Annotated in this window: 15 protein-coding genes; 6 read left to right on the forward strand and 9 right to left on the reverse strand. The window is 65.2% G+C overall.

Annotated features, from left to right (window positions below; all coding sequences use genetic code 11):
* Window positions 1–32 precede the first annotated feature (32 nt).
* From tagF to AC1DYS_RS13005, 3 genes are all read left to right on the forward strand, one after another.
* Window positions 33–749, forward strand: a complete 717-nt coding sequence (gene tagF / locus AC1DYS_RS12995) for a type VI secretion system-associated protein TagF (protein WP_477899684.1) — start codon at window positions 33–35, stop codon at window positions 747–749.
* Complete coding sequence (locus AC1DYS_RS13000; RefSeq protein ID WP_477899686.1) at window positions 746–2,692, forward strand: protein kinase domain-containing protein; 1,947 nt, start codon at window positions 746–748, stop codon at window positions 2,690–2,692. Before tagF ends, AC1DYS_RS13000 begins: the two co-directional genes overlap by 4 nt.
* Window positions 2,693–2,927: 235 nt before the next feature.
* A complete protein-coding gene (locus tag AC1DYS_RS13005; RefSeq protein WP_477899688.1) occupies window positions 2,928–3,827 on the forward strand; it encodes a DUF4399 domain-containing protein in 900 nt (299 codons plus the stop codon).
* 62 nt (window positions 3,828–3,889) lie between these two features.
* Here the strand turns inward: AC1DYS_RS13005 and AC1DYS_RS13010 are convergent, their stop codons facing one another.
* The gene (locus AC1DYS_RS13010) at window positions 3,890–4,156 is read right to left on the reverse strand and encodes a hypothetical protein (protein WP_477899690.1); all 267 of its coding nucleotides are present in this window, start codon (window positions 4,154–4,156) and stop codon (window positions 3,890–3,892) included.
* Window positions 4,157–4,340: 184 nt separating this feature from the next.
* Here AC1DYS_RS13010 and AC1DYS_RS13015 point away from each other — a divergent pair, with 184 nt between their 5' ends.
* Window positions 4,341–5,138: a hypothetical protein gene (locus AC1DYS_RS13015; protein ID WP_477899692.1), complete on the forward strand. Its 798-nt coding sequence runs from the start codon at window positions 4,341–4,343 to the stop codon at window positions 5,136–5,138.
* 118 nt (window positions 5,139–5,256) lie between these two features.
* Complete coding sequence (locus AC1DYS_RS13020) at window positions 5,257–5,604, forward strand: hypothetical protein (protein ID WP_477899693.1); 348 nt, start codon at window positions 5,257–5,259, stop codon at window positions 5,602–5,604.
* A 109-nt stretch (window positions 5,605–5,713) separates the two neighbouring features.
* On the opposite strand, the gene AC1DYS_RS13025 is transcribed toward AC1DYS_RS13020, so the two are convergent.
* A complete protein-coding gene (locus AC1DYS_RS13025) occupies window positions 5,714–6,409 on the reverse strand; it encodes a hypothetical protein (RefSeq protein ID WP_477899695.1) in 696 nt (231 codons plus the stop codon).
* Between the two features lie 144 nt (window positions 6,410–6,553).
* Here AC1DYS_RS13025 and AC1DYS_RS13030 point away from each other — a divergent pair, with 144 nt between their 5' ends.
* On the forward strand, window positions 6,554–6,847 hold the full coding sequence (locus AC1DYS_RS13030; RefSeq protein WP_477899697.1) for a putative quinol monooxygenase: 294 nt from the start codon (window positions 6,554–6,556) through the stop codon (window positions 6,845–6,847).
* Window positions 6,848–6,862: 15 nt separating this feature from the next.
* On the opposite strand, the gene AC1DYS_RS13035 is transcribed toward AC1DYS_RS13030, so the two are convergent.
* The 7 genes from AC1DYS_RS13035 to dbpA all read right to left on the reverse strand — a co-directional run bounded on the left by AC1DYS_RS13035 (window position 6,863) and on the right by dbpA (window position 12,636).
* Window positions 6,863–7,366, reverse strand: a complete 504-nt coding sequence (locus AC1DYS_RS13035; RefSeq protein WP_477899699.1) for a hypothetical protein — start codon at window positions 7,364–7,366, stop codon at window positions 6,863–6,865.
* Window positions 7,363–8,145, reverse strand: coding sequence for a 3-hydroxybutyrate dehydrogenase (locus AC1DYS_RS13040; RefSeq protein ID WP_477899701.1), 783 nt, complete (start codon window positions 8,143–8,145; stop codon window positions 7,363–7,365). Before AC1DYS_RS13040 ends, AC1DYS_RS13035 begins: the two co-directional genes overlap by 4 nt.
* Window positions 8,142–9,383 carry a patatin-like phospholipase family protein gene (locus AC1DYS_RS13045; protein ID WP_477899703.1) on the reverse strand — a complete coding sequence of 414 codons (1,242 nt, stop codon included), beginning with the start codon at window positions 9,381–9,383 and terminating at the stop codon, window positions 8,142–8,144. Before AC1DYS_RS13045 ends, AC1DYS_RS13040 begins: the two co-directional genes overlap by 4 nt.
* Before the next feature lie 215 nt (window positions 9,384–9,598).
* Window positions 9,599–10,258, reverse strand: coding sequence for a CHAP domain-containing protein (locus tag AC1DYS_RS13050; RefSeq protein ID WP_477899705.1), 660 nt, complete (start codon window positions 10,256–10,258; stop codon window positions 9,599–9,601).
* A 69-nt stretch (window positions 10,259–10,327) separates the two neighbouring features.
* Window positions 10,328–10,717, reverse strand: coding sequence for a ribosomal protein L7/L12 (locus AC1DYS_RS13055; RefSeq protein WP_477899707.1), 390 nt, complete (start codon window positions 10,715–10,717; stop codon window positions 10,328–10,330).
* An 81-nt stretch (window positions 10,718–10,798) separates the two neighbouring features.
* Window positions 10,799–11,170 carry a VOC family protein gene (locus tag AC1DYS_RS13060; RefSeq protein WP_477899709.1) on the reverse strand — a complete coding sequence of 124 codons (372 nt, stop codon included), beginning with the start codon at window positions 11,168–11,170 and terminating at the stop codon, window positions 10,799–10,801.
* Window positions 11,171–11,238: 68 nt separating this feature from the next.
* A complete protein-coding gene (dbpA, locus tag AC1DYS_RS13065) occupies window positions 11,239–12,636 on the reverse strand; it encodes an ATP-dependent RNA helicase DbpA (protein ID WP_477899711.1) in 1,398 nt (465 codons plus the stop codon).
* Between the last annotated feature and the right edge of the window lie 52 nt (window positions 12,637–12,688).

Consider the following 12,688-nt stretch of genomic DNA (forward strand, 5'->3'; position numbering starts at 1 on the left):
CGCACCCCGTCACGGCCCTGCAAGGCGCTGTCATGAACGAGAAGTCTCTCCTCGAGCTGCTCGAAGGCACGGGCATCGAGGCGCCCGGCTGGTACGGGAAGATGGCCATGCTCGGCGACTTTGCCAGCCGGCGACTGCCGCAAGACTTTGTCGACGCGTGCGATGCGTGGCTGGCGCGTGGCGTGGAGCAAAGCCGCGCGCAGCTCGGCGAGCGCTGGCTCGACGTGTACCTCACCGGCCCGATCTGGCGCTTTGCCTGGGCGCCGGGTGTGGTGGATGCCAGGTGGTGGATCGGCGTGATGATGCCCAGCGTCGACAAGGTCGGCCGTTACTTCCCGCTGATGATCGCCCGCAGCACAACGGCCTTGCCCGACACGGCCAGCGGCTTGAGTGCGCTGGAGGCCTGGTATGCACACCTAAGCGCCACGGCGCTTGGCACGCTGCGGCCGGGGGCCACGCTCGAAGACTTCGAATCCACGCTGGCCCGTGCGCCAGCCCGCGAGGAAGGGGCGCCGGTTGCCACTGCGATCACCAGCCCGCTGCCGGGTCGCGTCAGGCACACTTTGCCCGGTGCGGCTTCGTTGCAAACCTGGGCGCAAGGGCTGTTGGCGGGCGATGCGTTGCAGCGTTTCGCCGGCCAGAGCCTCTGGTGGCCCGACCATGCAGAGTCGCCCGACAACAGCCTGAGCGTGTCGCCCGGTTTGCCGCCTGCTCAGCATTTTTCCGAGCTGCTGGAGGGTCGCTGGTGAGTTCCCCCGTTCCGCCCTCTGACGAAAAGAAGGCCACAGAAACGCTCGACATGGGCACCCGCACCGGGCACGGCGGCGACATCGAGATCGACGGCAGCGGCAACACGCTGCCGCTGGGGCACCGCGTTCAGGAATACGTGATCGAGGGGCTGGTGGGCGAGGGCGGTTTTGGCATCGTCTACCTCGCACGCGACACGCAGCTCGGCCGCGTGGTCGCGCTGAAGGAGTACATGCCGTCGTCGCTCGCCACACGCGCAGCCGACCACCAGGTGTCGGTGCGCTCGGCGCGCCACCGCGAGACCTTCGAACTCGGGCTGCGCAGCTTCGTCAACGAGGCGCAGCTTCTTGCGGCCTTCGACCACCCGTCGCTGGTGAAGGTCTACCGCTTCTGGGAGGAGCACGGCACGGCCTACATGGTGATGCCGTACTACCGGGGCCCCACGCTCAAGCAGTGGTTGACGGAGAACGGCGCTCGACCGGACGAAGCCTGGCTGCTCTCGCTGCTGCACCCGCTGATCGATGCGCTGGAGCTGATGCACCACGAGCGCTGCTATCACCGCGACATCGCACCCGACAACGTGTTGCTGCTCAAGCAGCAGGCCACCCAGCTCGGCCGCCCGCAGGTGATGCGGCCGGTGCTGCTCGACTTCGGCGCTGCGCGCCGCGTGATCAGCGATGCGACGCAGGCGCTGACAGTGATCCTCAAATCCGGCTACGCGCCGATCGAGCAGTATGCCGAATCGACCTCGATGAAGCAGGGCGCCTGGACCGACGTCTATGCCTTGTCGGCGGTGCTCTACGCCGCCATCACCGGCCGCGCGCCACTGCCGTCGGTGAGCCGCATGGTCAGCGACGATTTGCAGCCTGCGTCCAAGGTGGGGGCGGGGCACTACACCGCGGAGTTCTTGGCTGCCGTCGACAAGGGCTTGTCGGTGCGGCCCGAGGGCCGTCCGCAGGACATGGCCGCCATGCGCGAGCTGTTCAGCTTCGGAGCGGGCACGCCGACCGTGGCGAGGCCTGTCGACAACGAAGCGACCGTCATCGTGCCGCCGCCGGCTGGCCGCAGCGACGCCGATGACGCGACGGTGCTGATGCCGCCAGCACCGCCTCCTAAGCCCCCCGTGGCCGGGCCGCGGCCAGCTGCACCGCCGGAGCCACCGATCAAGCTGCTGAACCCCGATCCCGCGCCACCGCCATCGCGCACCGGGCTGTGGGCGGGTGTTGGATTGACGGTTGTCGTGCTGGCCGGAGCGGGCTGGTGGTTCGGTGTGCACGATCGCTCAGCGGCACCGGCTCCGGCGGCACAGTCGGGCATCACCGATCCTTCGCTGCCTTCGGCCTCTGCGCCGGTGGCTCGCATCGAGCCACCGGCATCAGCGCCTGCCGTGGCGGCACCACCGCCACCCGCCGCACCCTTCGGCATCGTCACTGCGCTGCAAGACATCGTGCGCCACGCCGACCCGCTGCTGGGCGTCAATGCGCTCGCCGACAAGTCGGCCTTGGTGATCGGCAGCGACAAGCTGCAGTTCCGCGTCAAGTCATCCGAAGCGGGCTACGTGTACGTGTTCTTCGCCGGCACCGACAAGAACCACATGTACTTGCTGTTCCCGAATGCCATCGACAAGAACAACCGCGTCGAGGCCAACAAGGAGATGCTGCTGCCGCGCAAGGGCTGGCAGATCACTGCCGGTGGCCCACCCGGCACAAACCACATCGTGACCATGGTGTCGCGCCAGCCGCGTGACCTGTCGCAAGCCGGCTTGCGCTCGTCGAAAGAAGAGATCCCGGAGTTCGACCTGGCCCAGGCCCAAGCCATGTGGGCCACACGTGCCGGCAACGACAACCCGTTTGTTGGCAAGGCAGTTTGCTCATCGGGTGCCGCCTGCGATTCGAGCTTTGGCGCGACGCTGCTGACCATCGACGAGATCGACAAGGGGCGCTGATACGGAGAAGAGTCTGTCGCCCGCGACTTGCTCTCACGACGTTTCCTTGCTTACGGGTTTACGCCGAGAGTTGGCTCGACGTCTCTTAGCTCGCGAGTGCATCACGCTCGGACTGGGGGGTTGGCGCTCTTTGGGTCTGCATCGACACTGATCCTTGCAGTGTTCTCAACGTTTCAGGAGACCCATGGATCACGCGTCCCGACTTTCGAATCTTTCCCTGGCAACAGGGTGCGCAGTGGCCAAGAGAGCACTTCTTTCCATCCTTCTGTACGGCGCGGCGGCTTCGGCCTCTGCGGCGCTGCTGCCCACTGACAACGCCGAGCGTGATTGCTGGACCAGCTACACCCGCGAGCGCACCCAGACCAACCTGAAGGAGCTCACCAGCGTCGACTTCTCCAACCTGCGCGCCGGCTATGCGGTGTCGTCACCGGTGCTGGTGGAGTTTGCGGTGCGCGGCATGGGCGTCGTGCCGGCAGGCAAGCCGCTGAAGGGCACGGGGCACCATCACATCCTCGTCAATGCGCGTTTGCCGGCCAGCATCTCGGACACCATTCCGTTCAACGACAAGCACAAGCACTTCGGCAAGGGCCAGACATCGACGTTGCTCGATCTGCCGGCGGGCCGCCACACGCTGCGCCTGCTCTTTGCCGACCACGAGCATCGGCCGTACTTCGTCTTCAGCCCCGAGATCACGATCGACGTGCTCGGCCGTCGGAGCGACACACCGCGCCCGAAGATCGACCCGAAGAACTTCAATGCGAGCTGTGCCGCCTGGTACCAGGACGAGATCTCGCGCCCGCGTCCGCCCGATGAACCGCTGTACTTGAGCAACCTGCGCGGTGGCGAAGCGGTCACGAGTCCGTTCAACGTGCGCATGGGTGTCGACGGGTTCGGCATCTGTGCGGCAGGGCAGTCGGCCGAGAAGAGCGGGCACTTCATGCTTGAGCTGCTGACACGGTCTGGCCGCAAAGCCGTGCAGTCGATCGACCTGTCGAACGGCGCCACACAGACCAACGTGGCCGCAGCCACCGGCGCCTACATCCTCAGGCTGCGCTTCATCGACCCGGCCACCGGCAACGACCTGCTGAAGCCGAACGAGCTGCCGATCGAAGTGAAGGGTCAGGAGCGGCTCTGACGCGTGAGCGTCAAAGCTGCCTCGGGCTGCGCTCCCCAGTGTGAGCACAGCCCGCGTCGAACTCAATGGGTGATGCTGCGCGTGTGCTCCTGAATCGCCTTGGTGTGCGTGGCGGCGATGTCTCGCGCCAGCCCGATCAGCTGGGTGCGGGCCACGGTGTCCTTCACCTGTGCGGACAGCGCGGCCAGGCTGGTGGCCACGCCGAGATCGCGCGAGATTTCCGGGTCCCACGGCGGCACCCAGTGGAGCTTGCCGTCGGCGCCGATGATCCAGAAACCACCATCGCCGCCGAAGCCAGGGCCGAATGCCATCGATGCTGCTTTTGCCATGAATGTCTCCCATGTGGTCGTGAACAGCGAAGGTGCTGCTCAATGAACTTAGTTGTGCCAGCCTTGCATTGCGAGGCAGACACCTAGTTCAAAGATGGGGGAGACGCGCTCGAATGGGCGCGCCGTTTGCTCCGGTCACGTGAACCCACGTGCCTCGCTGAGGCGGGTGCAGGAGGACATGGAGATGGACCGTAAGACTGACGGCGAACCGGTAAATGTTTCTACCCCAGCGGCCCATGGCGTCGAGCCCGAGGTACCGCTGTGGAGAGGCCTCGCGTTGGGCGTGGCCGTGGCAGTGGGCGTGTCGGCCAGCATCGTGATCTTCGGGCGGCCCCATGCGGCGCCGTCGCCTGCCGCCCATGCGCCAGCTGCGGTGGAAGAAGCCTACGAGGCCGACGGCGCAGACGAAGCCACTCAGGTGGCGCGGTGGGCCGCCCGTTCGGGCGATGCAGGGCGCCGCCCGTTCATCATCGTCGACAAGGCCAATGCCCGCGTGATGGCCTTCGATGCCAAGGGCCAGCTGCGCGCCAGCACGCCGGCCTTGCTCGGTGCCGCGCGCGGTGACGACTCCGTCCCCGGCATCGGCACGAAGAAGATCGCCGACATCAAGCCCGAGGAGCGGATAACGCCTGCGGGCCGCTTTGTCGCGCGGCCGGGTGTGAACCTGGACGGCGAAGACATCGTCTGGATCGACTACGACGCCGCCGTGTCCATGCACCGCGTGCGCGCCACCAAGGCCAGCGAGCGCCGCTTGCAGCGCCTTGCGTCGCCGACCATTGCGGACAACCGCATCTCGTGGGGCTGCATCAACCTGCCGGCCGCCTTCTACGACGCGCAGATCAGCCCGATGGTCAAGGCGTCGCCGTCGGTGGTCTATGTGCTGCCCGAGACCCGCCCGCTGCGGGAAGTGTTTGCCATGGGCCGCCGAGCCGAGCGCCATGCTGCGCTGAGTGCTTCCTGGAAGAGCACTCCGTCACCCTGAACACGCACCTTAAAAACCGCTCAGCTCTGACCTCAGAGCTGAAATGAAAACCGGGCCCGAAGGCCCGGTGTCAGGTCGTGGATAGTCACCTCAGTTGCGATCGGCGCGCGGTGCAGCTGTGTCGGTGCTGCTGGTGGATGAGTCGGTGCTGGTCGAGCCGCTGCTTGTCGAGCCGGTGGACGGCGTCGAGGTGCTGGACGAGCTGTCGGTCGATGGCGCGCTCATGGTGCCCGAGGGCGCTGTCTGCGTGTCGGTCGATGTGCTCGGCGATGTTGACGTGCTGGGCGTCGTGGTCGTGCTGCTGTCCGGTGTGGTCGCAGGCGTCGTCGCTGGCGGGTTTGTGTCCGCAGGCGAGGGTGCGGTCGTCTGGGCGATGCTGATGCCGGCTGCCGTCACCAGCGCCACCACGCCGGCAATGCTCACGCTCTTGGGTAGGTTCTTCATCTGTCTGACTCCTTTTCCGTAAGAGATGCCGGCTTGGGGTGCCGACGCGAGACACCAAGCCTCGGTAACGGAAGCGGGCAAGTGGTGTGCCCAAAACCTCGTAGTTACCCGGAGTCAGACGAGAAAACCGATCACTTCACCAGCATTACCCGCATGCCCAGCGGTTTGCCACCGACGCGGTCGAGCACCTGGATCGTGGTTTCCCGTGGCTTGAAGCCCTCTGGGAGCGGCTGTGCGCCCCGAACGACCTCGTGGCTGCCCAGGGCGAGGGTTACCGGCTTCAAGGTCACCGTGGAGTCAGGGCCGCGGGTCGAGGTGCCGGCCACCACCAGTTGCAACACGCCCGTCATCGGCTTGCTGCCCGCGCGTTGTTCGCGTGTGAGCACCACGTCGTAGGCCAGCATGCCGCCCTGGACGGTGAAGCGGCCTGAGCGCACTTCGACACTGCCACCCCGCGGGTCGGGAGGCAGCGAGGCCACCACCGCGCTCATGTCTTCGCGCAGGCGCTCGGTGGCGCCGCGCGTGGCGGTGAGTTCTTCGGTGAGGTTCTTCTTGTCGGCCAGCGCCGCAGAGAGCTTCTGGCTGGTGTCGGCCAGCTCACGCTGCAGGCGCTGCCGCTCGGTATCGGCCGTCTCGTAGGCGCTGCGGAGCGTGGCCGTTTCGCTCTGCGAAAGCCGCGGCGGCAGATAGCGCTCCTGCACGAGCACCACGCCTGCGGCGCCGACGATCACGCCGCTGAGCAGCAGCACCAGCCAGCGCGGTGGGCGCCCGCGCTTGCGGCGGGTGCCATAGGGTTGCAGAACGACGGGTTTGGATTGACCGAACATGCGTGAGCGTCAGTGCGTTGACAGCGGGGCACGAAGGGTACAACCATCCCGAACGCCCCTTGAAACATGATGTGCCAGACCACCCGCGGCGCATCTTTTACCCGCTTGTAGGCCAATGTCTTTCAACCAACGGGAGAGCCGAAGATGTATGGATTGATCGGAAAGATGGTAGCCACCGCTGGGCACCGAGACGAGCTGATCTCGATCCTGCTTGAAGGCACGGGCCAGATGCCCGGCTGTCTGAGCTACGTGATCGCCAAAGACCCGGGCGAGGCCGACGCGATCTGGGTCACCGAAGTGTGGGACAGCGAGGCGTTGCACCGCGCCTCGCTGGCGCTGCCTTCCGTGAAGCAGGCGATCTCGCGCGGCAAGCCGCTGATCGCCAGCTTCGGCAGCATGGTGGTCACCGAGCCCGTCGGCGGCCACGGTCTGGCGTAGTCGCTTGCAGGCCGCTCAGCGCGGCTTGCGGAACTCGTCTTCGACCCAGGCCGTCGCGCTGGCCATGTTCAGCTTGAAGGTAGGTGTCACGCGCACCTGAGCGAGCTGCTCGCCCAGCGGGTTGCAGGCGGTCAGCACGCCGTGAGGGTCGTCTTCATCGGGCACGATGTCGAGCGTCACGTCGATGCGGCCCGACTCGGCGCTGACCGAGATACTCTTGTGCCTTTGCGCATGCAGCTGCTGCTCGTGGCGTCGCAGCACCTCTGCCGCGGTCTTCACGAGGGTGTTGAAGGCGTTGGTGTCCAACGGCTTCGGGTTCTTCTTGTCGCGGCCCATGGTCCAGGGGCCGACGAGCGCAGGTTCGGGCTCGCCGTCCTTGATCATCTCGACGGCCCAGCCGTCGTCGTCTTCGTTCTTGACGACGCGCGCCGTCCAGCCGTTGTCGCGCCACAGCGTGGCCTCGTGGATCGACTCCGGCAGCTCGGCCTCAGACATCTCGTTCGGTTCGGTGAAGCTCATTGCATGAACCAGCCGTGGCTCACCACCATCGATTGGCCGGTGAGTGCGTTGGAGTTGAAGCTCGCGAACAGCAGAGCCACTTCAGCCACGTCTTGCACGGTGGTGAATTCGCCGTCGACGGTCTCCTTGAGCATCACCTTCTTGATGACGTCTTCTTCGCTGATGCCCAGCGCCTTCGCCTGCTCGGGAATCTGCTTCTCGACCAGCGGTGTGCGCACAAAGCCCGGGCAGATCACGTTTGCACGGATCTTGTACTTTCCGCCTTCTTTCGACACCGTCTTGCACAGGCCGATGAGCCCGTGCTTGGCCGTCACGTAGGCCGATTTCAGCACCGAGGCTTCTTTCGAGTGCACCGAGCCCATGTAGATGATGCTGCCGCCGTTGCCAGACTTCTGCATGTGCGGCATGCAGGCCTTGGTGGTGAGGAAGGCGCCGTCTAGGTGGATGGCGAGCATCTTCTTCCAGTCGGCGAACGGAAACTCTTCGACCGGATGAACGATCTGGATGCCGGCGTTGCTGACCAGCACGTCGACCCCGCCGTAAGCGGCGACCACCTCGGCAACGGCCGCGTTGACCTGCTCTTCGCTGGTGACGTCCATCGCCACGGCCATCGCCTTGCCGCCGGCCTTGACGATCTCATCGGCCGTTGCCTGGGCTGCCACCTTGTTCATGTCGGCGATCACGACCTTGCCGCCTTCACGCGCATAGACGACGGCGATTTCCTTGCCGATGCCGCTGGCGGCGCCGGTGACGATGCAGACTTTGTCTTGAAGCTTCATGGGGATTGCCTCCGGGTGGGTGGGGTTGGGTTGTCGGATGGGGCGTGTTTGACGTGTTCGCGTGCCGTGGCCTTGACCACCGGGGCGTCCGAGGTGAGGTCGAACACGTGCACGCCGGTCTGGCTGCGCTCGTGCTGGATCCAGCGCGGGTCATGCAGGGTGTGCACCATGTCAGCTCGGCCTGCGTCCCAGTGTTCCTGCATCGACAGGCGCGAGAACTCGAAGTCCTTCGACTGGCTCTCGTAGTGCTTTCTGCGGTAGATGAGGTGCACCACGTCGACGGCATTTTCGCTGCGCAAGCKGGCGAGGGCTTTCACATCGGGGTCATCCCGCAAAGACGGCGGCAGCTTGGCCATCAGGCGCTTTGCTGTCTGCGCGATCACTTGCATGTCGAGTTGCACGTCGGTGTTCATGCGGGTGCGGCTGGAGAAGCGGATGTCCTTCTCGCGCTCGCTGACTTCGCTCATGGTGGTGGGCAGCGTGCCGAGTGCGGCAAACAGGTCAACCTGGAAGACGACGCGGCGGCGCTTGCCGGGCTGGTCGAGCACATGCTGCAGCGGCGTGTTGGAGACGAGGCCACCGTCCCAGTAGTACTCGCCGTCGATCTCGACAGGCGCGAAGCCCGGAGGCAGTGCGCCGCTGGCCATGATGTGCCGCGCGTCGATGCGTTGCTTGCTGGAGTCGAAGTACGCGAAGTTGCCGTTGCGCACGTTGACGGCACCCACCGAGAGCCGCATGGCGCCGCTGTTGATGCGGTCGAAGTCGACCAGCCGCTCCAGTGTCTCCAGCAGCGGCGTGGTGTCGTAGTAGCTGATGGCTTCGAGCGTACCGCGCAGCTGGAAGGGGGCTGCCGGGAAGCGCGGCTTGAAGAAGCCCGGCACGCCGAACACGGCCGCTTGCGACGCGCTGAGTTCGTTCAGCGTTTCGCGTGTGCTGACCGGGGCGGACGAGGGCATCTGCACCGCGGAGCTCACCAGCTCCCAGAACTCGCGCAGCCTCGCCACGCGCATGTCCGGTGCGTTGCCTGCGATCAGCGCGGCGTTGATCGCACCGATGGAGATGCCCGCCACCCAGGTGGGTTCGCAGTAGACCTTCGAGAGCGATTCGAACACCCCGGCCTGGTACGCGCCCAGTGCACCACCGCCTTGCAGCACGAGGATGCAGTCGTCATCGGCATGGCTTGCGGGGCGGTGCGCCGACTGCGTGGCACGGGCTGGTCTGGCTCTGGGCGGTGTCATGCGGTCGTTCGATGGTGGCAGGTGCAGGAGCGCAAAGCATAGCGCTGCGCTGCAGTGCAGCAATGTGTAGTGGCTTCGATGGTCGCGTCTTCTGAACGGTATGTGAACCGGCGCAAGAAATGCCGACCGGCTGACTCGAATGAATGTCAGGCTGCGCGCATCAGCATGCGAACACGAAGAGACTGAAGAAAACGGCAAGGAAAGGGCTGCCGGCGTCAAGACTTCACGCGGCCTGATGGAAGCGAACTCTGCCCACTGGAAGGCGTCAACACGATGGAAGGATTGAGCTGCTCGCGACGCAGCCAACCCAGAACGCGGTCGTTGCCAACGTGCAAACGGCCCTCTCTCTGCTCCAACGGGTACCGCTCGCGCGTGGACCCGAACGGGCCGGCGTTCTGCTGCACGACTTCGATGAAGTCCGCGCCGACCTCACTCACGATGGCCACGTGCCCGTAGCGGTTCAGCACCCATGGTGCGAACACGATCAGATCTTCCGTTGCCGGGCTGGAGCCTGCGCCATTCCGGTACTGAAAGAGCAAGCGCTCCTTGTTCAATTCGCCGTCGGCCAGCTTCGGGGAGAAGAACTCCTTGGCGTGGCCCATGGAGTTCGGCATCTTGTGTTTGAAGCGCTCGTAGTAGTAGCGCTTGACGAATTCCACACACTGGAAGCGCAGCCCCAGGTTGTACCCATCGCTCGTGGTTGCTCGCCCCAACGTGCTGTTGATTGCGCCGTTGTAGTACACGGCCACCCCATTGAACTCGTCGAGCTTGTCGCCGAGGGAGTGCGTCGGGTTGATATTGAAGCGCGTCGCGATGAAAAAGCAGAGAACTGACAGCGTGACGAGGAATGCTGTGATTTTGGCAATGCGACTCATTGAATCCAACGTTCGCGAGGGAGCGGGAGCTCAGGTTTCTCTGTATTTGAACTCCGCATTTGAACGCATTCACCGAAAGAAGAAATACAGCACAAGCAGTGCGAGCCCAACCGCGACGAGCCAGGAGAGCCGAAACCGCCGAGGTACTTCCCCCGGTGAGTACCTGGACGCAGCCGGAGATGCTTCGACGGCGTCCTTGGCCTCCTTGAGACCCATGCCGGTCTGCTCGCGCAGCAACCGAATGGCTTCGATCTTGTTGCCGGCTCGCATGGCCTCCACGACCTGTACGGGAAGCGTGCCGGGCATCTGTGGATACTGAACCGCCGGACCGCCGTGCTGCCCTTCGGCATCGATGCGGTCCTTCGCTTCCTTCAAGCCCAGACCGGTCGCCTCGCGCAACAGTTTGATGGCCTCGATGGCACGCCCGGCGCGTAACGCGGCCTGAACTTGCGGCGGCAATTGGTCTTTTGAAGTCGGCATTGATCAGTCCAGGGATGGCGCGCTCCATGCGCTCTGGCGAGAGCTATCTGTCACGGCCTATCAAGCCGTTGGTGCATGAAGTGCGACCCGGTTTCCTTCACTGTCGAGCACGACAGCCCGAAAGCCGTGGGGACCAATCTGATGAACGGCCTGAAGCACCTGGCCACCTTGCGCCGCAACCGCCTGGACAGCCTGCGCCAGGCGCCCCTCGGCGTTGAGATAGATGAGTGGGCCGACTTTCGACGGCGAGTTGTCGCCGTCCGGCGAATACAGGCAGCCTCCCACTTCGTTTCCGGAATGCTCCAGCAAGCCGAAGACGAAACCCGGGCCGCCTTCCTTTGTGACGGGGCGGCCCAGTACCGCCGAGTAGAAGGCGATTGCACGGTCAAGTTTGACGACGGGGATATCAACCCAGACGACGCAGTTGCTCATCTCATGCTCCTTTCAAGCCCATACGCAGATCAACGAACAGCAATGATGGGCGCCGCAATCGGTGGAGGTCAACCCTCCAGCAACCGCAGCTTCACACTGCGCCCCTTGACCTTGCCGGCCGAGAGCTTACGCACCACCTGCTGCGCGATGGCCCGCTCCACCGCCACGTAGGTGGAGAACTCGTTGACGTTGATCTTGCCGATCTGCGTGCCGGCGAAGCCCAGGTCTTTGGTGAGTGCGCCCAGCACGTCGCCGGCGCGGATCTTTTCCTTGCGGCCGCCGAGGATCTGCACGGTCCGCATCGGTGGCGTCAGCGGCTCGGCGCTGGTGCTCTTCAGCTCGGCGAGCGGCTGCCACTGGCTGGTGATGTTCATCGCCTTCTCGATGTTGCCCACGCGCCCCATCTCGTTCATGCTGGCCAGCGTGAAGGCCCAGCCTTCTTCATCGGCGCGGCCGGTGCGGCCGATGCGGTGGGTGTGCGTGTCGGTGTCGGCCGCCACGTCGACATTGATCACGGCTTCGAGCTGGGCGATGTCGAGCCCGCGTGCGGCGATGTCGGTCGCCACCAGCACGCTGCAACTGCGGTTGGCGAACTGCACCATCACCTGGTCGCGGTCGCGCTGCTCGAGGTCGCCGTGCAGCTCGAGCGCCGCGAAGCCTTGCGCGCGCAGCACCTGCACCAGGTCTCGGCATTGCTGCTTGGTATTGCAGAAGGCCAGCGTGCTGACCGGCCGATAGTGGTTGAGCAGCAGCGACACGGCGTGCAGCCGCTCGTCGTCGCGCACCTCGTAGAAGCGCTGGCGGATCTTGGTCTCGGCATGTTGCTGCAGCAGCTTCACTTCCTTGGGCTGCTTCATGAAAGCAGCACTGAGCTTGGCAATGCCTTCGGGGTAGGTGGCCGAGAAGAGCAGCGTCTGGCGCTGCTTGGGACATTGCTTGACGACTGTTGCGATGTCGTCGAAGAAGCCCATGTCGAGCATGCGATCGGCTTCGTCGAGCACCAGCGTGTTGAGCGCGTCGAGCTTCAGGTTGCCGCGCTCCAGAAGATCCATGATGCGGCCCGGCGTGCCGATGACGATGTGCGCGCCGTGCTCCAGGCTTGCCAGCTGGTTGCGCACCACCGTGCCGCCGCACAGCGTGAGCACCTTCACATGGTCTTCGGCGCGCGCCAGGCGCCGCACTTCGAGCGTGACCTGTTCGGCCAGCTCGCGCGTGGGGCACAGCACCAGCGACTGCACGGCGAAGCGGCGCACGTTGAGGTTGGCCAGCAGCGCCAGCGCAAAGGCAGCGGTCTTGCCGCTGCCTGTCTTGGCCTGGGCGATCAGGTCGTGCCCGGCCAGCGCCAGTGGCAGGCTGGCCGCCTGGATCGGCGTCATGCCGGTGTAGCCCAGCTGCGCCAGGTTGGCCAGCATGGCCGGGGGCAGCGGGAGGGTGCTGAAAGAAGGGACTGCGGGAGAGGTGCTCATGCGCGATTATCGAGGGCGCGGCCAGGGAGCCCCGCCGCGCAGCTCCGCTCGC

The organism is Rhizobacter sp. P2_G4 (assembly GCF_056403575.1).